Origin of the sequence: Clostridium sp. AF50-3 (genome assembly GCF_003477445.1) — a bacterium.
GTDB classification, from domain to species: Bacteria; Bacillota; Clostridia; order Lachnospirales; family Lachnospiraceae; genus Otoolea; species Otoolea fessa.
Map to the genome: position 1 here is coordinate 61,080 of NZ_QUDH01000015.1, position 19,932 is coordinate 81,011.

Annotated in this window: 18 protein-coding genes and 1 pseudogene; 16 read left to right on the forward strand and 3 right to left on the reverse strand. The window is 45.8% G+C overall.

All coding sequences use genetic code 11. From position 1 onward, the window contains the following. Positions 1-8: 8 nt before the first annotated feature. Positions 9-656, reverse strand: coding sequence for a TrkA family potassium uptake protein (locus DW085_RS14805; protein WP_118482492.1), 648 nt, complete (start codon positions 654-656; stop codon positions 9-11). A 13-nt stretch (positions 657-669) separates the two neighbouring features. Next, positions 670-2,010, reverse strand: coding sequence for a potassium transporter TrkG (locus tag DW085_RS14810; protein WP_118482493.1), 1,341 nt, complete (start codon positions 2,008-2,010; stop codon positions 670-672). 402 nt (positions 2,011-2,412) lie between these two features. Between DW085_RS14810 and DW085_RS14815 the strand changes: the two genes are divergently transcribed. From DW085_RS14815 to DW085_RS14875, 14 genes and pseudogenes are all read left to right on the forward strand, one after another. Further along, positions 2,413-3,180 carry an NAD(P)-binding domain-containing protein gene (locus DW085_RS14815; RefSeq protein ID WP_107000889.1) on the forward strand — a complete coding sequence of 256 codons (768 nt, stop codon included), beginning with the start codon at positions 2,413-2,415 and terminating at the stop codon, positions 3,178-3,180. A gap of 254 nt (positions 3,181-3,434) precedes the next feature. Continuing rightward, on the forward strand, positions 3,435-4,613 hold the full coding sequence (locus DW085_RS14820; RefSeq protein ID WP_284525752.1) for an ATP phosphoribosyltransferase regulatory subunit: 1,179 nt from the start codon (positions 3,435-3,437) through the stop codon (positions 4,611-4,613). After that, the gene (hisG, locus tag DW085_RS14825) at positions 4,607-5,320 is read left to right on the forward strand and encodes an ATP phosphoribosyltransferase (protein ID WP_022360496.1); all 714 of its coding nucleotides are present in this window, start codon (positions 4,607-4,609) and stop codon (positions 5,318-5,320) included. The genes DW085_RS14820 and hisG overlap by 7 nt, the downstream gene beginning before the upstream one ends. Before the next feature lie 6 nt (positions 5,321-5,326). After that, complete coding sequence (locus DW085_RS20655) at positions 5,327-5,629, forward strand: hypothetical protein (RefSeq protein ID WP_243024476.1); 303 nt, start codon at positions 5,327-5,329, stop codon at positions 5,627-5,629. Then, positions 5,581-6,441 (forward strand): histidinol-phosphate transaminase, encoded by an 861-nt coding sequence (locus DW085_RS14830; RefSeq protein ID WP_347475111.1) that lies wholly within the window; start codon positions 5,581-5,583, stop codon positions 6,439-6,441. Before DW085_RS20655 ends, DW085_RS14830 begins: the two co-directional genes overlap by 49 nt. A gap of 109 nt (positions 6,442-6,550) precedes the next feature. Continuing rightward, positions 6,551-7,147, forward strand: coding sequence for an imidazoleglycerol-phosphate dehydratase HisB (hisB, locus tag DW085_RS14835; RefSeq protein WP_118493391.1), 597 nt, complete (start codon positions 6,551-6,553; stop codon positions 7,145-7,147). Positions 7,148-7,255: 108 nt separating this feature from the next. Then, positions 7,256-7,873, forward strand: coding sequence for an imidazole glycerol phosphate synthase subunit HisH (gene hisH / locus DW085_RS14840; protein ID WP_022360499.1), 618 nt, complete (start codon positions 7,256-7,258; stop codon positions 7,871-7,873). Between the two features lie 78 nt (positions 7,874-7,951). Beyond that, the gene (gene hisA / locus DW085_RS14845) at positions 7,952-8,662 is read left to right on the forward strand and encodes a 1-(5-phosphoribosyl)-5-[(5-phosphoribosylamino)methylideneamino]imidazole-4-carboxamide isomerase (protein ID WP_118471643.1); all 711 of its coding nucleotides are present in this window, start codon (positions 7,952-7,954) and stop codon (positions 8,660-8,662) included. 84 nt (positions 8,663-8,746) lie between these two features. Beyond that, the gene (hisF, locus tag DW085_RS14850) at positions 8,747-9,505 is read left to right on the forward strand and encodes an imidazole glycerol phosphate synthase subunit HisF (protein WP_117796566.1); all 759 of its coding nucleotides are present in this window, start codon (positions 8,747-8,749) and stop codon (positions 9,503-9,505) included. 336 nt (positions 9,506-9,841) lie between these two features. Next, positions 9,842-10,527: pseudogene (gene hisIE, locus DW085_RS14855) on the forward strand (bifunctional phosphoribosyl-AMP cyclohydrolase/phosphoribosyl-ATP diphosphatase HisIE). Positions 10,528-10,941: 414 nt separating this feature from the next. Continuing rightward, complete coding sequence (locus DW085_RS14865) at positions 10,942-11,718, forward strand: hypothetical protein (RefSeq protein ID WP_117796563.1); 777 nt, start codon at positions 10,942-10,944, stop codon at positions 11,716-11,718. Positions 11,719-11,872: 154 nt separating this feature from the next. Then, positions 11,873-11,998 carry a hypothetical protein gene (locus DW085_RS20230; RefSeq protein WP_270224331.1) on the forward strand — a complete coding sequence of 42 codons (126 nt, stop codon included), beginning with the start codon at positions 11,873-11,875 and terminating at the stop codon, positions 11,996-11,998. Positions 11,999-12,284: 286 nt separating this feature from the next. Next, positions 12,285-13,313 (forward strand): ATP-binding protein, encoded by a 1,029-nt coding sequence (locus DW085_RS14870; RefSeq protein WP_347475114.1) that lies wholly within the window; start codon positions 12,285-12,287, stop codon positions 13,311-13,313. Between the two features lie 165 nt (positions 13,314-13,478). Beyond that, a complete protein-coding gene (locus DW085_RS14875; protein ID WP_118493374.1) occupies positions 13,479-14,072 on the forward strand; it encodes a YHYH domain-containing protein in 594 nt (197 codons plus the stop codon). A gap of 414 nt (positions 14,073-14,486) precedes the next feature. Here the strand turns inward: DW085_RS14875 and DW085_RS19215 are convergent, their stop codons facing one another. Continuing rightward, the gene (locus DW085_RS19215) at positions 14,487-19,250 is read right to left on the reverse strand and encodes a hypothetical protein (protein ID WP_182430894.1); all 4,764 of its coding nucleotides are present in this window, start codon (positions 19,248-19,250) and stop codon (positions 14,487-14,489) included. A 113-nt stretch (positions 19,251-19,363) separates the two neighbouring features. On the opposite strand from DW085_RS19215, the gene DW085_RS14885 reads away from it, so the two are divergent. Together DW085_RS14885 and DW085_RS14890 are read left to right on the forward strand one after the other, a co-directional pair. Continuing rightward, positions 19,364-19,615, forward strand: a complete 252-nt coding sequence (locus DW085_RS14885) for a type II toxin-antitoxin system HicB family antitoxin (protein ID WP_243034050.1) — start codon at positions 19,364-19,366, stop codon at positions 19,613-19,615. Between the two features lie 45 nt (positions 19,616-19,660). Continuing rightward, positions 19,661-19,849 (forward strand): hypothetical protein, encoded by a 189-nt coding sequence (locus DW085_RS14890; protein WP_117796560.1) that lies wholly within the window; start codon positions 19,661-19,663, stop codon positions 19,847-19,849. Positions 19,850-19,932 lie beyond the last annotated feature (83 nt).

The window sequence follows — 19,932 nt, forward strand, 5'->3', positions numbered from 1 at the left end:
CCGTCCATTCAGATTCGGAAGCACTTTTGCAGCGCTTTGTATTCGCCCAACGCTAAAATCGTTATTTCCCCGGACAGCATCGTATCCGGCGTAATGGAAACGTCGGTTTTTCCAGAGTGTTTGATGCCGAGAATGTTAATGCCATATTTTCTGCGAATATTCAGTTCGCCAACGCTTTTGCCGATCCACCCGGCCGGAACTTCTACTTCAAAAATGGCGTGCTGCTCGTCGATCTCTATGTAGTCGAAAATATGGTCGGCAGTGTATCGGATCGCTGCCCATTTTGCCACCTGTTTTTCCGGGTAGACTACCTGGTCGGCACCGTTGCGAAGCAGAAACTTTGCCTGCACATCACGCTCGGCACGCGACACCACGCACTTCGCCCCCAGCTCTTTCAGCAGCGAGGTGGTTTCCAGCGAGTTCTGAAAGTTCCCGCTGATGGTCACGATGCAGACATCAAAATTTCCGATGCCAAGAGAGCGAAGAAACTCCGCGTTTGTACTGTCGCCAATTTGTGCGTTGGTGACATATGGCAGCACATCATTGATTCGTTCCTCGTTTGTATCGACCGCCATGACCTGATGCCCCAGCTGAGAAAGCTGTACTGCAATATGCCGTCCGAAGCGGCCTGTGCCAATCAATAGAATGTTTTTCATGTGAAAAGACTCCTTATCCAATCGTGATTTTTTCCTGCGGCAGCTTTGCATTCCCCACTTTTTTGCTGGAAAATGTCGCATAAATGAGGGTAAGACCGCCGACTCTGCCCAGATACATGAGCGTGATCAACACCATTTGCGATGGAATGTGCAGCTGCGGTGTAATACCAAGTGTCAATCCCACCGTCCCGACCGCCGATGCCGTTTCATACAGGCAGGCAGACAGCGGAAGATTCTCATATGCGCTGATAAAGACAGCACCGCCAAAGAACAGCATCAAGTACATCGTCAGAATGGTCGCGGCGGTCTTGACGGCGCTGCAATCGACTCTGCGTCCGAAAAATTGGACATTATCGCGCTGGCGGAAGGTTGCAGTGGCATTGGCAAGCAGAACCGCCAGTGTCGTTGTTTTCATGCCGCCTGCTGTAGAACCTGGAGAACCGCCGATGAGCATCAAAAGGATTATTACGCCCTGTGATGCACCGGACATCGTGGAAAGATTTACCGTGTTGAAGCCCGCTGTCCTCGGCGTAACAGACTGAAAAAAGGATGCCAGCAGCCGGTTTCCGGCGGGAAGCGTGGAAAAGTCTGAAAAGAAGAAAAACATAGCAGGCAGAAAAATTAAAAAACCTGTCGTGACCAGAATCACCTTGCTCTGCATTCGGTAGCGATGAAACCGCCACTTGTTTTCAAAGATGTCATCCCACGTCAGAAATCCAATACCGCCGATCACGATCAGCAGCATAATCGTGATATTGATTACCGGGCTGTCCGCGTAGCCGGTAAGAGATGGATAGCGGTTGCTTTCTGTCCCAAGAATGTCAAACCCGGCATTGCAAAAAGCGGATATGGAATGAAATACCGCCATCCAGATGCCGCGCCATCCATAGTCCCGGCAGAATACCGGCAGCACGGCAAGCGCTCCCAGCAGCTCAATCAGAAACGTCCCTCGCAGGATGAAGCGTGTCAGACGGACGATTCCGCCGACCTTTGGTGCTGAAATTGCATCCTGCATGGTGCTGCGCTGCATCAGAGAGATTTTTCGCCCGGACAAAAGCGCAAACAATGCTGCTGCGGTTACGACACCAAGACCACCAATTTGGATCAGTGCCAGAATAACCACCTGCCCAAAGGTTGACCAGTAGCTGCCTGTATCCTGCACTACAAGCCCTGTCACGCAGACGGCAGAGGTCGCAGTAAACAGCGTTTCATTGAATGGAGTAATATTCTCTCCAGTCGTGGAGATCGGCAGCATCAGCAGTAGCGCTCCGAGTAGAATGACCCCGGCAAACCCTAATGTGATAATTTGAAAAGACGAAAGGCGGCGCTTTCGTCGAATAATCTCTTCAGGCATAAAGACAGCTCCTTATTTCTGTGATGGTCATATTATACAGCTGGAGATTTTAAGAGCGGATAAGGGAGATTTACGACGTATTAAGATTGAATAAAGATGAGGAGATGGCTTATTTCAATCGCTTTATTTGCGGAAGTGGACAATTTCAAAGAAAATGGCAAGGAGGATATGAACGATAAAATAAGGCGCCTGATCAAAGTGGGGTGCGAAGGTTGAGGGAGGAATTACGATGAAGAACCGGAAAAGTGCGCCGAGATATGAGTAGGATGCTGGAAAATATGTGTTTCTGGTTGTATACTGTGTATATGAATAAAATCGGGGAGTAACTATCAGGTAAGTTCGCTCGGAATCGTCTGGAAAAATTTCGGGTAAACGGAGAGGAGAAAGAGAGGATAGAAGTTTATGAAACTGGGATTTATTGGAACGGGAATCATTACGACGTCCGTCGTGACTGGATTCTGCGAGAGCGGAATGGAGAATCTGCAGATCGTTGTATCGCCGAGAAATAAAGAACGGGCGCAGATGCTGCATGAGAAATACCCGGAGATCGTGTCGGTCGCGGCGGATAACCAGGAAGTTGTGGATCGGTCGGACTGGGTCTTTGCGGCGCTCCTTCCGAAGGCGGCGGAAGATATCTTAAAACCGCTTCATATCGGACCGGAGAAGAAGTTTATCAATCTGGTTGCAACGCTGAGCTTAAAGCGCATCGAGGAAATGTTTGGACCGAGAGAGATTCTGGCGGATGTTGTGCCTCTGACCTTCGCAGCGAACCGATTCGGACCGGTGGTGATTTACCCGGATATCCCGGAGGTAGTCGATCTGATGAGTCACGTCGGCAAGCCGGTTCCGGTCGATACGCCGAAGCAGATCGCGATCCTTAGGAGCACGACGGGCCTGATGAGCGCTTACTATATGCTTCTGACCGTCATTATCCAGTGGTGTGAGAGAAACGGGCTGGATGAGCCATCCGCACGGGCATACATCACCGAATTTACTGGGGCGCTGTCCCGCAAGGCAGCGACGTGGGACGGGGATCTGGAAGACCTTGCCAGAGAAATGACACCGGGAGGACTGAACTGGATGGCGCTGACGCATCTGGAGGAAAAGGATGCGTATACGCCTTGGACGGAGATTCTGGGGCCGATTTTGGAGAAGGTTATAAAAGAATAGAGTCGAGGTGGAAAAACTCGGGGCGCACATTTCTCACGCCCCGAGTTTTTCTTTTAATTAAAGTGTGAGTATTCTAAAAAAGTAGTTGCTTTTTTTAAGAAGGAATGATAGTATATAGAAAACACTTTAGTACGCTACCATGATAGCAAGATAAACAAAAGTGATGGGAGCTATAACGGCAGGATATAGACGAGCGGGTGATTGTCCGGCAGATTTTGTTGAGGCGGGGCGGTTGCGGCGGCAGTTGAGAGGAGATAGAGCATGAATTTAGAGATTCAGAGCCTCGGAGGGCGGAGGCGGCGACGCTTCGCCTGAGAGGTCTTTATGAGAGCTATGGATACCGCAAGTACCGGATGGGGCGGTTTGAGGAATATAGTTTGTATGCAGCGAATAAAAGTTTCCTGCTGGGGGAAAATGTGCCGACATTTACGGATCTGGACGGACGCCTGATGGCTCTCAAGCCGGACGTGACGTTGAGTATCGCGAAGAACACCAAGGCAGATAAAAATACGTGCGAGAAGGTCTATTATCTGGAGAGTGTGTACCGTGAGAGCAAGGAAAGCCACACTTACAAAGAGATCAGCCAGATGGGACTGGAGTGCATGGGCGGCGTGGATGACTGCGTGATCGCGGAGGTGCTGGCGCTGGCGCTAAAGAGTCTGGCGGATTTTGAGACGGACTATGTGCTCAAGATTTCCAACATGGATTTCGTGGTGGGACTGATGGAAGAGCTTCCGGTCAATGCCGATCAGAAAGATATCATTTTAGGGCTGATCCGGACGAAAAACCGCAGCGGGCTGGAAAAACTGTGCGCGGATCTGGCACTGCCGGAGGGCGATACAGAGAAATTGATGAAGGTTTCCGGGCTGTACGGAGAGTTTGGGCGGGTGCTGGCAGAGGCAGGTGCGATCGCGGATACGCCGAAAATGAAGGAGGCGGTTGCACTTTTATCCCGCCTGTATGAGGTTCTGGAGGTGATGGGACTGGGCGGACAGCTTGACAAGGTGCGGCTGGACTTCTCGATGATCAATGACATTGAATATTATAACGGTATTATTTTCCAGGGATTTTTAGACGGTCTGGCACGCCAGGTTCTTTCCGGCGGCCAGTACGACGGTATGATGGCAAAATTAGGAAAGAAAGCCGATGCGATCGGATTTGCCATCTATTTAAAAGAGCTGGAACGCCTGCCGGAAAAGAGCATCCGCTACGATGTCGATGCGCTGGTGCTCTATGAGCCGGATGTCGATGTAGTGCGCCTGTGCCAGGCGGTTGAAAGCCTGCGCCGTCAGGGACTGCGTGTGCGGGTGGAGAAAGCTGTGCCGGAGGATCTGCGTTACTGCTATCTGTACCGGTATGACGGACGTCTTTCCCTGGAAGAGGACCGGGAAACTGCCTTTCAGGAGAATGGAAAGGAGGGCGCGAGATGTTAAACATAGCACTGCCGAAGGGAAGACTGGGCGATCAGGTGTATGAGCTTCTGGCGTCGGTCGGATATGACTGCAAGAGTATTTACGACGAAAATAGAAAACTGGTGTTTGAGAACCCACAGACGGGTGTCCGCTACCTGCTCGTAAAGCCGAGTGATGTGGCAATCTACGTTGAGCACCATGCGGCAGACGTCGGAATCGTCGGAAAAGACATTCTGATGGAGAGCAACCCGGATGTATACGAGCTTCTCGATCTGGGACTTGGAAAATGTCGGATGTGCGTGGCTGGAAAAGAGGATTACGTCGAGGACAAAGACCGACCGGTGCGCGTGGCAACGAAATTTACGAATATTGCGAAAGAGCATTACGCGAAGCTGGGACGCGATATTGATATTATCAAATTAAACGGAAGCATTGAGCTGGCGCCGATTCTGGGACTTTCGGACGTCATCGTGGATATTGTAGAGTCGGGCAGCACGATCCGTGAAAATCACCTGAAAGTGCTGGAAGAGTTCCTGCCGATCAGCGCCCGTTTCATCGCCAACAAGAGCAGCTTTGAGTTTAAAAACAAGCAGATCACCGAGATGGCGGAGAAGCTGAAGGGCGCGGTGGAAGCACACCAGAAGAAAAAGGAACAGGAAAAGAAAGAAAAAGAAGCAAAAGAGAAAGCGGAGAAAGAAACCGCAGCAGAAGATAAAAAGGAGGCGTAGGCAGACATGAGCCGTTTTTTGAGCAAAGCAAGCGAATCACTTCTTCCGTATACACCGGGTGAGCAGCCGCAGGGGCGGAAATTTATCAAGCTGAACACAAACGAATGCCCGTATCCGCCGAGCCCGAAGGTTGCGGAGGCGATTCTGGCGGGGTATGAGGTAAATTCTTCTAAAATTATGCCGCTGGAACTTGCAAATTTACGCCTTTATTCGGATCCGGAAGAGCGCGTCCTCATCGAGCGATCGCCGACCACTACGGCGTGGGAACAAACCAGGTCATCGCGGGCAATGGTTCCGACGAGATTTTAGGTTTTGCATTCCGGGCATTCTGCGACCAGAACGCGCCGCTTCAGTTCGCGGATCTGACGTATGGCTTTTATCCGGCACTCTGCGGGCTCTATGGAATCCCGTTCAAGGTAGTTCCGCTGGAGGAAGATTTTACCTTAAATATCGAACCGTATAAAAATTGCGGAAATAATGTGATCATCGCCAATCCAAACGCTCCGACAGGCATGAACCTGCCGCTTTCTGCGATTGAGGAAGTAGCGGCGTCCAACCCGGACCGCGTTGTGATGGTGGATGAGGCGTATGTGGATTTCGGCGGCGAATCGTGTGTATCATTGCTTCCGAAATACGAAAATCTGGTGATTATCCAGACCTTTTCCAAATCCCGCAGCTTAGCCGGCGCGCGCGTCGGATTTGCCATCGCAAACCCGGAACTCATCGCGGATATGAACCGGATCAAATACAGTTTTAACCCGTATAACGTCAACCGCCTGTCGATTCTGGCTGGCGCGGCGGCGATGCGCGACTGGGACTACACGAAAGAATGTACCGGGCGCATCTGCAAAACGCGTGAAAAAACGACCGAGGCGCTCCGGGCACTTGGATTTACTGTGCTGGATTCGAAGACCAACTTCATTTTTGCCAAGAGCGGCGATATGCCGGGAAAAGTCTATTTTGACGGACTGCGCGAGGCAGGAATCCTGGTAAGACGCTGGGACAGCGAGCGGATCAAAGATTACGTCCGCATTTCCATCGGATCCGAGGAAGAGATGGAAACGTTTGTTGAGGAGACGAAGAAGCTGGTGGAAGCGGCGAGAAGTGCAGTTGTAAGATAGGCTGGAATTCAATAGGTTCACGCATTTACTGTGGGAACCGTATGAAAATGCTGGCAGCATGGTTTTTGTAGATGGGGCAGCTGTGAATAAGAAAGGAAGGCTGGCAGAAATGTCAAGAGAACGCAAGATTTCATTAGAACGAAACACGGCAGAGACGAAAATCAGCCTGTCGATTGATTTAGATGGAACGGGAAAATATCAGGTCGATACGGGCTGCGGATTTTTAAACCATATGCTGGAGCTCTTTGCCAGACATGGACGGTTTGACCTCACATTGAAATGTGACGGAGATACGCAGGTCGATTACCATCATACGACAGAGGACATCGGAATCGCCCTGGGACAGGCAATTTTAGAGGCGCTGGGTGATAAAAAGGGCATCCGCCGTTATGGCAGTTTCCTGCTTCCGATGGATGAAACACTGGTAATGACGGCGCTCGATTTAAGCGGACGTTCCTATCTGGTCATGGATGTGGAGATTCCGACCGAAAAAGTGGGCGATTTTGATACCGAGCTTGTAAAGGAATTTATGATTGCACTGTCCTCCAACAGCCGGATGACGCTGCATTTTAAAATGTTCCACGGCGAAAACAGCCACCATATCATCGAGGCGATGTTCAAGGGACTGGGACGCGCGCTCGGCGAGGCGGTGTCGATCGATGAGAAGTACCGGGACGAGATTCCATCGACAAAAGGGGTATTATGATCTAAGATAAAAGTAAGTATAACAAATCTATTTAATAGGTTTATAATGATTCAGCAGGTTCCTGCGTTGACTGCGGGAACATACATGAATTGATATAGGAGGCTGCAAATGATAACAATTATTGACTACGGCGTGGGAAACCTGTTTTCCCTCAGTTCCTCCCTCAGTTACCTGGGACTGGAAAATAAAGTCAGCCGCGATCCGGAAGATTTAAGAAAAGCGGATCACATCATTTTACCAGGCGTCGGCGCGTATGGCGATGCGATTGCGAAACTGCGCGGATCCGGAATGGCAGAGCCGCTGCTGGATGAAGCAAAAGCAGGCAAACCGATCATGGGAATCTGCCTCGGAATGCAGCTTCTCTTTGATAAAAGCTATGAATACGGCGAGCATCAGGGTCTGGGACTGATTCCGGGCGTGATGGCAGACTTAAAAGAAGACATTCCGGCAAACCTAAAAGTGCCGCACATGGGTTGGAACAGCCTGCATCTGACGGAAAAAGGAAAGAAGCATCCGCTGTTTAAATACAGCAAAGAGGGCGATTACGTCTACTTTGTCCACAGCTTCTATGGAAAAGATTGTGATGAGAGTCTGCTGGCAACCTCGGAGTACGGCATTCCGGTCACGGCGTCCGCGGCAAATGAAAATGTCATGGGCTGCCAGTTTCATCCGGAGAAGAGCGGGGAAGTGGGACTGCGGATTCTGAAGGCGTTTTCGGAGATATAATTAATAGAAAAACAAGAAAGGTAACTGTTTTTTCAGGCTTGTAGATTGGATTTAAACAGTTATGGAGAGGAAACGGACATGGAGCTATTTCCGGCGATTGATTTGCGGGACGGCAAGGCGGTGCGCCTGGTGCAGGGCGATTATAACCAGATGACAGTATTCAGCGACCGGCCGGAGAAGGTGGCGCTGGGATTCAAGGAGCAGGGCGCGAAAAACCTGCACGTGGTCGATCTGGACGGCGCGAAAGACGCGGCGCTGGCAAATTTTGACACGATAGAGAAGCTGATTAAGACAACGGGATTATTTGTAGAAGTCGGCGGCGGCATCCGCAACGAGGCATCCATCGACAAATACCTGTCGCTCGGAGCCGGACGCGTGATTCTCGGCACGGTGGCGGTCACAAATTATCCATTTGTCGAAGAAATGGTCCGCAAATACGGCGATAAAATTGCAGTCGGTGTGGACGCGAAGGATGGTTTTGTGGCGACTCACGGGTGGCTTGAGACGAGCGAGGTAAGAGGCGTTGACTTTTGCCGCCGCCTGCGCGATACGGGAGTGAAAACGGTCATTTACACCGATATTTCCCGCGATGGAAAGATGCAGGGAACGAACCTGGAGCTTTATAAAGAATTATCGCAGATTGAAGGGCTGGATATCGTGGCGTCCGGTGGAATCAGCAGCCTCAAGGAGATTGAGATCTTGAAAAATGAGGTGTATGGTGCGATTTTAGGAAAAGCGCTGTATCTGGGTGCGATTGATTTAAAGGAAGCACTGAAATATTCCGTTTAGGAGAAGCGCCGTATAAAAAGCGGCAAAAAAATCATTCGAAGCGTTCGAATGAATAATCAGAAAAAGAAATCAGGAGGGAACGGCATGATTTCAAAACGTATTATTCCGTGTCTGGATGTAAAGAACGGGCGTGTCGTGAAAGGCGTCAACTTCGAGGGAATCCAGGATGTGGCGGATCCGGTCGAGATGGCAGAATTTTACAACCAGAGCGGCGCGGACGAGCTGGTATTTTATGATATTACGGCAAGTGTAGAAGGAAGAAAAATCTTTACCGACATCCTGACTGAGGCGGCAAAACGGGTTTTCATCCCGCTGACGGTCGGCGGCGGCATCAGCACGCTGGATGATTTCGACCGCGTTTTAAAATGCGGCGCGGACAAGGTCAGCGTCAACAGCGGCGCGATCAAAAATCCGGAGCTTATTACCGAGGCGGCACACCGCTACGGCGATCAGTGTGTGGTGCTTTCGATGGATGTTAAACGTGTTGGAGACGAATACCACGTATTTAAGCAGGGCGGGCGTGTCGATACAGGCATTGATGCGCTGGAATGGGCAGAATCCGGCGTCAGACGCGGCGCAGGCGAGCTGGTGGTCAACAGTATCGATACGGACGGTGTGAAGCAGGGATTTGATATTCCGATGCTTTTGGAGATCGCGAAGCGTGTCGATGTGCCGATTATTGCATCGGGAGGCGCGGGAAAGAAAGAAGATTTTTTAGACCTCTTCCAGTATCCGCAGATCGACGCGGGACTGGCGGCGAGTATTTTCCACCGGAAAGAAGTGAATATTAAGGAATTGAAACAGTATCTGGCGGAGAATGGGGTGGAGATGCGGTTGATCTAAATCGCATAGATGCCCTAAAAGTTAGAGGGCGGTGCTTTTTCGTGAGAGGGACGGAAAACAGGCATCCAGAAACTTCCGAAAAACGCTTTCGCTCTTGCGCCTACGCAGCGGTGCTAAGTTCGAAAAGACCTCACTACGCACCGGCGTATGCGATGTTTTCTACAGTTTTTGGATGCCTGTTCTCCTGTGGATCGCGAAGGAGAGCGTCGGCGCTGCGCTGATCGTACGAAAACATGAGCCAGCAGGCAATTTTTAATGGGATTTTGCGCGTGACTGTGAAGGTACTGAACAGTTACGATGTAATTAAAATTTTATGTGGTAAGGCAGGATAAAAATATGAGTGAGAATATCAACGAGATTGCAGGCGTAGAGCCGTCGTTTAAGATTGATGAGTTAAAGTTTAATGAGAAAGGTCTGATTCCGGCGATTGTGCAGGATCATTATAGCAAGAAGGTTCTGATGATGGCTTGGATGAATAGGGAGAGTCTGGAGATCAGCCTCGGGAGAAGAAAACCTGTTTTTACAGCCGCAGCCGTCAGGAGCTCTGGAGAAAGGGTGAGACGAGCGGGAATGTGCAGCATATTTCCAGTATTTATGCGGACTGCGATAAGGACACCTTGATTGTCGAGGTGGTCAAGGAAGGTCCGGCGTGCCATACGGGCGCAGAGAGCTGCTTCTTTGAGCCGGTTTACCAGAACGAGGAGATCACGCCGTTTTCCTATGAGGGACTTTACGACCTCATTATGGGACGTAAGACGAATCCGAAGGAAGGAAGTTATACGACTTACCTGTTTGATAAAGGTCTGGACAAGATTCTGAAGAAAGTCGGCGAGGAGTGTACCGAGGTTATCATCGCGGCAGCGAAGAAAGACAAGGACGAAACGATCTACGAGCTGGCAGATCTGTGTTACCATGCCATGGTTCTGATGGCAGACGCGGGCATCAGTGTAGAGGATGTGACGAAAGAGCTGGCGAAGCGGCATGTGGTGGATCATAAGGTGAAGCAGGAGTATATGCGGTAGAAAGCTCTTTTAAGTTTTTGGAGAGTGACGAATATAGTAGAAGGTAAGAATGGGCTATTGCGGATGCAGGTGTTTGCAATAGCCTATTTTTATACGAAAATTATATATATTAAGTGTATGGAATGCCTGGAGAATCAGGTTAAAAATAGGAGTGCAGAAGGAAAAAATGAAATTTGTGAAACAGCAAATGACAACAGATGCTGTTTCGCAAAATATAAGAAAAATGATATGGTCCTTTTTAATGATATGTGCACTCAATTTTAAATTTACAATGTAAAAAACATAGTTTTTACGAGAATGGACGTAAATAAGAATCAAATTTTGAGCACATTGAGAATCAAATTAAGTTTAAGTCTTGACGAAGTGGATGGTAGATGCTATACTAGACGTGGATTTAAGGAGGGAGATTCTCAGATGGCACAGTCGGCTGAAAAAAATATAAAGGAAAGAAGTTCACTGTATCCCATGTTTTCTATTAAAGAAATTGTGGATTTCATTAATGAAATTGTAAAAATCGGTGGAAAGCGTGTATCTATCAATACTATTGCAAGTGTTCTTGGATTTAGCGTGAAGACAAATTCCTTTCGGGCAAAGATTAGTACTGCAAAGCAGTTTGGATTGATTCGAGGTTCAAATGGAGCGGTTGAACTGACAGAACTTGCCAAGCGGATTGTCTATCCGGTTAATGAATTAGATACCAGACGCGCTATCGTAGAAAGCTTTTTATCGGCTCCGCTATATCGTAAGATCGTGGAAAGATATGAAAACCAGGCCCTTCCTAGTCAAGATAAGCTTAGTAATATACTTCTTTTAGAATACAATCTAACGAAAAGCGCTAAGGATATTGCCGCTGCGAAATTCATTGAAAATGCAGAGCAGGTAGGAATACTGAAAAACGGCATTATTCTTTTGGAATCAGATGAGAATGATATTGACTCCTTTGAGGATGAAAGTTCTTCTAAAGATTCTAAAGAGGTTAGTGAAAATAGTACCGCTGAATCCAAAGAGGAAGTTCTGACGTCGATGGAGCCGTCGGCGTATTGTTTTACAATACCAACACTTTCTGGTTCTGTGGCAAAGGTTATCATTCCCCAGAATGTGACCGAAAAAGATTTAGATTTCATCACACTTTACATTGAAAACATGTTACCCACTTTTATTTCCAACTTAAAAGAAGAGTTGGAAAAATAAAAGCAGACCACCCATAGGTGTTCTGCCTCTTGAATCTGTGTTGCAGCACAAATTCTGCCGACGAGTATGCCGGGATACGTATTTACATTTTTAAATGTATCATACTTTGTCGGGGATTTCAAGAGGAACCTTCAAAAAAGGAGGTGACCGCCTTATGGATAAGGAATATGTCTTAGTATATACTCCATATATTACTCGTAAGGGCGTGCGCATCTGGGCTTCACAATATGGCCTCAAGGTGTTCTGCCTGCGAATCCCTCGCGAAAAGTATCGCGGCTAATTGATGATCAAGATTCTATTCCGGCATAGAATCTTGATTTTTTTTTGTAATTGAGAGAGACGGATAGAGTAATTATGAAACATAAAATCAATAAAATAACGGAAAAATCACAAAAATGTTGATATAAAAAGGAGATACAAAACATGTTGGTGCAATTTAAAATGAAAAACGTTCTTTCCTTTAAAGAAGAAACGATTTTTGATATGACAGCAATCAGCGCTTATAAAGAGCACCGTCGAACCTGATTGATATAGATACCAAGGAAAAATTCCTGCGGGTAGCAGCTATTTATGGCGCCAATGCCAGCGGAAAGTCCAATTTCGTGTGGGCACTACAGCTTTTTCGGCGGATTGTTTCCCAATCTTTGAACAATGTTGATGACGGAGCTGAGTCCGTACTCAAAAAATGCAGTAAACCATTTTCTTTTGAAGAGAACAAAGGTAATTCAGAATTTGAGATTGTACAGATTCTGCGGGACGAGGAGTATCAGTATGGGGTTGAGTACAATTCTGAGAAGATCGTGATGGAATGGCTGTACAGAAAGAGTTTAAAGACAAACCGTAAAGTGACGATTTTTGAGAGGACGATGCAAAAAGTAAATTTAGGGGTGTACGTTAGAAAAAAATGTGAAGCTTATAAAGATCAAATTCCACCAGAGACATTATTGTTATCTTTCTTTAATAAGCTCAAGTTAAAAACAGATATTTTTAAAACGGTTTATTCAGGAATTACAGATGTACTGGTTTTTATGTCGGATGACTATGAAGATACAAGGTTTTTAGATGCTCTTTTACCTAAGGTAATTGATGGAAAAAAGGAAAAGTTATTAGAGTTTCTTACCGCAATAGATATTGGAATAAAGGATATTACTTATAAAGAAAAAGAAACGCTGTTTTTTACATTTCATAAAGGGGCGGATGGGGAATTATATCCTTTGAATTTATACGATGAGTCAGAAGGTACAATCAAGAGTATCATGCTTTTTATCCATGCACATATGGCAATTATCAATGATTATGTACTGGTGATGGATGAGCTAAATGTAAAATTACATCCATTGTTGTTAAAATTTTTTATTGATTTATTTTATGATAACAATTCAATGGCTCAGCTGATTTATACTACACATGATACGACATTAATGGATAAAAATTCTTCCGAAGGGACCAGATTTGGTTTGTACAGAAAGACGAGCTGGGACATTCGGAATTATGTGCGCTTTCGGACTTTAAGGTGCGTTCCGATGCATCATTTGAAAAGGATTATCTGGCGGGGGTATATGGAGGAATTCCATTTCTTAAGGAGTTTTCCTTGAAAGAAGGTGAGTAAGAAGAGTATGTGTCAGCTGTGTAATGGCAACCGCATGGTTTATAAGGCAGAATTAGTGCGGTATTATGGCAATTTTCTTGTGTTTTCTGTATGGAAATGTTACAATTAAATTGGAGAGCATTTCATTTTACAGTTACAAGGGGGAGTTATTATGAAACGTTTTAAAAAGTTTGGAACTGCGCTTTTATCCTGCATGATGCTGACGGCATCGTTCGCGACTGTCTCAAACATGACGATGATTACAGCCGAGGCGCATCCGGGACGGACGGATGCACAGGGCGGACATCATGACTACAAGAATCAGAGCGGTCTGGGAAGTTATCATTATCATTGTGGCGGCCATGAGGCACATCTTCATCCAAATGGAGTTTGCCCGTATAAGAATGGGGCGGTTTCGAATGGAAATACGTCCGGTCAGACGCAGACTCAGACACAGGCACACTCCGCAGGTAATCAGAATCAGGTAGCGGAACAGATGAACACGTATCAGCCGGTGTTTGATGCAAATTATTATTATATGAATAATCCAGATTTGCAGTCGGTCGTTGGCTTGGATTCGCAAAAGTTATTTGAGCATTTTTATACGTGCGGTATGGCAGAAGGACGCAGGGCATCGGAGAATTTCGATGTCAGTGTATATAAGGCAAATAACCCGGATTTGGCGGCAGTGTTTGGAGACGATTTGAAGGCTTACTATACACATTATGTGCAGAGTGGGCAGTTGGAGAACCGGGTTTGCAAATAAAAATAGGTGATGGAAGAGAAAAGCCGTGCGGTTGTGTAATAAAGCCGCATGGCTTTCTATTTTCGCTTTTCTAAAACCAACTTCCGCATCCTTCGTTTCATGGAAGACCAAAACGGGGGCGGGAAAACTGCCCTGTTCTAGAGTTTAGAGAAAGCTGAAAGCATATCTATAAAAGTTAAATGTCCATGTTTCTTTTCAATGTGATACTTTCCAGTATGAAAAACATTTAAAGCATATATGGTTAAACCTATTTTTTCATGGCATTGGCCTCCGAGGTAATATTTATAAATCTGTAATTTGTAAATGCTAACAAGCCAATTATAGAACTTATGTTCTGCAATGTCAACTGAGTTCGCTATCAGTCCGATATGTATTTCTAAGTAAATGTAGAATTTTGCCTTTGTACCCTTTATTTTAAATCAACTCCCGCAAGAAAAAAGCAATCTGCGATCCCCGATTTACCATATACTCCAGCACCGTCTGAGTATTCAAAGCCAGTTCCACATCGTTCCTGAAATCCATGCGATGGCGTGATACAAAAAGACCGACGTACTCTTCCATATAATACAAGGTTTGCTGATAAAGCGGTAACTGGCAGTCAGGATCACGCGAGACCAGTTTATACATCCAGTTGATTCCGTTTTCAATGTAAGGTTCCTGCCCAACGGTATAGAGCAGCCGGGAAATCGCGTAGAAGAGAGCTTTGGGACTTCCCGATTTGTCGATAAAATCGTCAAAGAAAGCCGCTTTTCCTTCTGGAAGGAAGGCGCATCGGTGAACGCCGGATCTCCAGGGAGAATTGCCAAATAAATAGCTGATGATCACTTTATCCAGTCCATAAGGATGGCGGTCATCAAAAGAACCCTGTGGTTTGCTGCTTAATGCAAGAAGGTAAGGTTTCAGTAATTCCCGTACATTCCAGAAAGCATCTGTTTTCCCGTTGATATCCTGTATCCGGATGAGCTCGGTGAGCAGATATCCTGAGTTATCATTTCGAGTCAAATCAGCATATTGGAAAAATGCATCGATCAGGTTAGTCTGCTTTGTCTGTTCACAATGGAGCAGAACATCTGCCAGCCAGGAAACATAGTTTATTGTATAGCCAGAAAGCTCCCTGCGTTCGGCGCGTAAATCCCTGTTATCTGTAAAAACAAGTTCCATGACAAGATCTTTCGTTGCGTCCGCGAATTTAAATGCCTCTGCTGCTTGGGGAGAGACCAAGGAAAGAAGCGTGAAAATCGTCATATTCTGGAGCTTGGAAAAATCAAAGTCGGTTATATCAACTGAGTCTTTCGCAAGCGCACAGGCAATTACATCCTCATTCTGTTTGAAAAAGTCATCGCTGGAAAATGACTCATTTTTCAAAAGCGCGTCTTCATATGAATCGGCGAGGAGTGAAAACGGATATAGGAAATGCCACGCAGCATTCTGGCTGTGCGCCCAGATGGTTGACGTGATTCCGTTCACGATACGGCTGTTGTAACTCCAGTCATTCAGTGCCAATTTAAGAAGCAGGCACAGAGGATTTTCGTCATTTATGGCTTTTATATTATCTTCATTGCTTAAAAGAACCAGTCCAACGGCAATCGCATCGATTCCATTTCCAGCCTGAACGATTTCAAAGTGAGAAGCGTGTGCAAATAAATCAGCAATAGAGAAAATGATACATTCGCATAATGTCCGATCTTCATGTGACAATGTTTCCTTAAAATCCCGAAGTAAAACAGCACTGGTGTAAGATGCGATCGCAGTAAAGCGGTGCACGATCACAAATATATCGTCGGAAGAGAGTTCCTCATTGCGAACTTCAGCGTCCATATATGCCCAGATTTCGTTCAGCTCTGAGCAAATGGTGCGGACATTCTCATACTTTTTATATTCCCGGAATTTAACATCATGGTGGAATTTATAATCGCTCCATAACTGTAAATCCATATATTTCAGATGAGGTTCATAGGCGGCAGCGCTCTTCTGGCTTAATGCTTTCATGTCTTCTGTAAAATCAGGGAGAACCGTACAGAGTGTCTGCCCGTGCTCATTTTCCTGAACATCAACAATTTCCTGATAATGTCGTAAATCCATCCGGTAATAGGCAAATTTGTCATTGGATGACCAGGTATCGATATCGGCAGCCGCTCGGTCAATCGCCTGATACAGCGTTTGCTTCCGCAATTCGAAGGCTTCTTTTGATAGACCGCTGGCGTTTGTTTGATACGATAAAATAACCTCTTCCAGCCGCTTTTTTCTGAAGGGAAGGCGGTTACTCTCCAGCCGTTCTTTTTCAAGAAGATCTTTTCCGGACAACAAAAAGGAAGCTGAGGATTCGGCGGTGAATCGATATGAATCCAGATGAAACAGCTCTTTTGTGCGAAGAAGCTCGCAGACAATCTCAAATAGTTTATCTGGATAAGCTTCTGCGGCGCTGACGATCACGGAAGTCAACATAACATTGCGGGACTTTTGCAGGATATAGCGGCAATAATTAACAACAATATGAGTTTCTGAATGCTCGATAACCATAAGAAGCCATTTTTCAAACCCCATCAAGAGACTAATCAGAAGATTTGGACCAACCGAAGTTCCGCGGTACATCTTCCAGAGTCGGTCAGATGCAATTTGTTCTACAGGTATATTGTTTACATAAATAGTAATGTTTGTACATTCCCCATAATCCTCATTTAAAGATGAATGTGCGTAGGAATTACCAGCTTGATTGCAAAAATTAATTAACCAATCGGTTACGAGGTTTTGCTCGGCTTGCAGCAACGGAATAATTGGTGTTGCATAAGCACTTGCGGTTTGGTACCAAAAGTCCAGATGAGGATTTAAACCGAAATCTTCTTCAATGTCAGGATGTGCGTAATGGGTACGAAGAGTCATATTGGAGTGAACCCACAATTTTGCCATCAGATGAAGCGCGATTTCAGGCATTGCAGCTGGAACCATTCCATAATGATAAATATCCGATACAGCACATTTTGCCAGGTCCGTATACATACGGGGAAGAGGAGGATGATTTTCATCGCCTGTTTTTTCATCTATTACCATTTGAAAAAGAGATTTTAAGGGTTCCTGAATCATCCATGCAGAATTTACCAATACATCCTGCAGCTTTTCTACCTGCCCTTTTTCAAAGGTATACCGCAGATCCTTGTCATTGGCTATTTTTTGAAACAAAAATACTCCGATTTCTCCCGCCATACGGGTGTTTTCTGATTTGGCATGAGCGAGGTGTTTGGTCCAGGAATCCAGTACCTCAATGATGGTGGAAATCAGACGTTCATCCCAGAGGATTGTCTCTTTCTGCTCTAACAAAAAAGCAAACAAAGCCTGCCAGGCATAGCCGGACGGCTTGGAAAGGCGAAACGGAATCAGATTTCCAGTACTCCAGTATTGTTCCCAGTTCTCTGCGGCGCGGCAGCAGGTGTTGATTAAAATGGCAAGTTTTCGTAACAGCTCATAGTTGTTTGCAGCCATCTTTTGTGTCAGCTTTTGATAAACTACTTTTAAAGATTCCGTGCTGATAACCGTTAATAGAATCTCATTTTTCCATATCTGATCTACCTGTTCGCAGTCGAGAAGGTGGAAAATAAGCTCCTGATGCGTTGGAACAGCGGCAAAATCAGCCAGCCATCCGCGAAATAGCTTTCGGATGCGGAGAGAAGGGTGGAAATCGGCAAAAAACTGCTCATTCAGGGTACCATGCCGGTAGCGTTCAGTAAAAATATGACCGACAACCAACTCTTCAAATACATCATGGCTGTGCAAATATCTTCTGGCATCGTCGCTTTGGAACAGCACGCCGCTTTTCTCCAGTTCAGAAAGTGCCTCGGAATCATCCTCTGCGAGAATCTCATAATAATAAATCTCATTTTGAAGCATTTTCGTGGTCAAAGAAATAAGAGCCGTTTCCCTTCTGGTTGGCAGATTGTCCTTCCGCTTCCGGTTGTTACGGATGATATCATTCCAGATCTTTTCCTCGAATGCCTCACGGTTCAAAGAACGCATCGATTCATCCTCGAGGTTTCCCAGAGCCAGATATAAGCCCAGATAGAAAGGCGCACAGAGCAGATCCAGCAGCCGCTTGTCCTGTGGCAGCTGAAAACCATAGGTATGGGATAAAGTGGACAGTTTATCAGAGTCAACCGGTTCGACATGATAGGTCTGAACCTTGCTGCCGTGTAATAGGGAGTTTTGAAAAGAATCCCGGTACGCGGTTCGGAGTGTCAGAATGATTTTCCATCCAGCCGCCATAAAGCGGTTCAGGATATCCTCAAACGTTTCCTGATATTCACAAATAAAAAACTTTTCGGCTGCATCGATATAGAGCACACGTGTGTCAGCCATTTTGTATACATCGATCACTTCATCCAAATTTAATTCGCCGTAAGGGGTTAAAAAATTTAGGATATCATTCACATCCAGATCGGTACTTTTAAAAGCGAGGAATGCGCAGTCATTTGTAAGTCCATCCGTAAGTTGTTTTACCAGAGCCGATTTTCCGGAACCGGCAGCTCCGTCAATGAGCAAAATGACCGCATCAGAATTTAGAAACGAGTTAAGGTCTAGTTGGATATGTTCCAGAGTAATATCGTTTTCTCTATATCTTACGCTGGTGTGAATGTGATCAAATATCTCTCTTTTATGTTTTACAAGATTTTCACAGCAGGTCTGTACGGCAGAGTCCACCTGAAAAAACACATTGCGGCAAATGGTAAGCTGCTTATCCTGCATCAGCTGCGCTTCCAGGTTGCTGGGAACCCGCCAGACAAGCTCAATGCCAAGCTCTTCAGCGGCTGCTTCCACTTTTTTCTGATAGGAGGGCATGATATCGTCCTTTTTAGAACTGGGAGAAAACTCACGGCTGATATAAAAATAAAGCGTTGTAATACCTGGATATCTCTGTACGGCTCCCTTGACAGCACCGATCAGTTCCTGTTCTTTGGAAGACATGGTAACACTGTCCGCATAGTATTTCGACTGGAAACCAATATAGCGATCGCCCACATGAATGGGATTTGTCTCAATATGGGGTTGGTTGAAGTAGCGGAAAATACCGTAGGGCTGCTGGAACTCATGGCAGAAGAGGTAGTAGGTGAGGGACTCGAAGGCATGTTGGGGATTGGTGGAGTATTTGTAGTTAAATGCGGTCCAGTTGACGGATGTTTGTGGGATCATGGGTGAGAGCCTCCTTTGGGTGGTGTGATAAGGGTATTGTAGCATAGGGGGGAAGGGGAGGGAAATGGGAAAAGCGGAGATTTGATGGAGTTATTGAAGGAATCAATGATTATGTGGATTTTCAAACAAGTAATATTGCGGATGTAGAAAAAGAATTTCATTGTGCAGTTGACGATTACCTTATATTTTGCAGTGAAGTTGGAAAGGAACCTGAAAAGGAATATAAAGGCACTTTTAATGTCAGGATTAAGCCAGAATTACATAAAAAACTGGCTTTTAAAGCGTTAGAAGATGGCGATTCTTTAAATAAAGCGGTAGAAAAAGCAATTGCTGTTTATTTATCGGATGCAGAGCAAATGATATAAATAAAGATATAAAAAGAAGTTTATGTGTTAAAAAGGAGTATTGTAATGGCGGCTAATAAGAAAAATAATATTAATGTTGATAGACCAATAATTCAATCAAGTGGATACAATGGAAGTGAGCCTGTTCGTATTTGTCCGAATTGTAATAAGCCAAAACCAATCAGCGAATTTGGTTTCCGTAAAATGGGAAATGGTCAAATTAGAAACCAGTCCTGGTGCAAAGACTGTAGATAAAGCGGGGTGAAAACTCCGCTTTTATCTTATTAAATTAATTTAAGAATTTCCTAAACATTCCTTCCCACAAACTTCTATTGAAT

Excerpts from the sequence above, each read along its gene's own strand:
- DW085_RS14805 (WP_118482492.1), bottom strand. The coding sequence starts at position 656 with ATGAAAAACATTCTATTGATTGGCACAGGCCGCTTCGGACGGCATATT.
- DW085_RS14810 (WP_118482493.1), bottom strand. The coding sequence starts at position 2,010 with ATGCCTGAAGAGATTATTCGACGAAAGCGCCGCCTTTCGTCTTTTCAA.
- DW085_RS14815 (WP_107000889.1), top strand. The coding sequence starts at position 2,413 with ATGAAACTGGGATTTATTGGAACGGGAATCATTACGACGTCCGTCGTG.
- hisG (WP_022360496.1), top strand. The coding sequence starts at position 4,607 with ATGTTAAACATAGCACTGCCGAAGGGAAGACTGGGCGATCAGGTGTAT.
- DW085_RS20655 (WP_243024476.1), top strand. The coding sequence starts at position 5,327 with ATGAGCCGTTTTTTGAGCAAAGCAAGCGAATCACTTCTTCCGTATACA.
- hisB (WP_118493391.1), top strand. The coding sequence starts at position 6,551 with ATGTCAAGAGAACGCAAGATTTCATTAGAACGAAACACGGCAGAGACG.
- hisH (WP_022360499.1), top strand. The coding sequence starts at position 7,256 with ATGATAACAATTATTGACTACGGCGTGGGAAACCTGTTTTCCCTCAGT.
- hisA (WP_118471643.1), top strand. The coding sequence starts at position 7,952 with ATGGAGCTATTTCCGGCGATTGATTTGCGGGACGGCAAGGCGGTGCGC.
- hisF (WP_117796566.1), top strand. The coding sequence starts at position 8,747 with ATGATTTCAAAACGTATTATTCCGTGTCTGGATGTAAAGAACGGGCGT.
- DW085_RS14865 (WP_117796563.1), top strand. The coding sequence starts at position 10,942 with ATGGCACAGTCGGCTGAAAAAAATATAAAGGAAAGAAGTTCACTGTAT.
- DW085_RS20230 (WP_270224331.1), top strand. The coding sequence starts at position 11,873 with ATGGATAAGGAATATGTCTTAGTATATACTCCATATATTACTCGTAAG.
- DW085_RS14875 (WP_118493374.1), top strand. The coding sequence starts at position 13,479 with ATGAAACGTTTTAAAAAGTTTGGAACTGCGCTTTTATCCTGCATGATG.
- DW085_RS19215 (WP_182430894.1), bottom strand. The coding sequence starts at position 19,250 with ATGATCCCACAAACATCCGTCAACTGGACCGCATTTAACTACAAATAC.
- DW085_RS14890 (WP_117796560.1), top strand. The coding sequence starts at position 19,661 with ATGGCGGCTAATAAGAAAAATAATATTAATGTTGATAGACCAATAATT.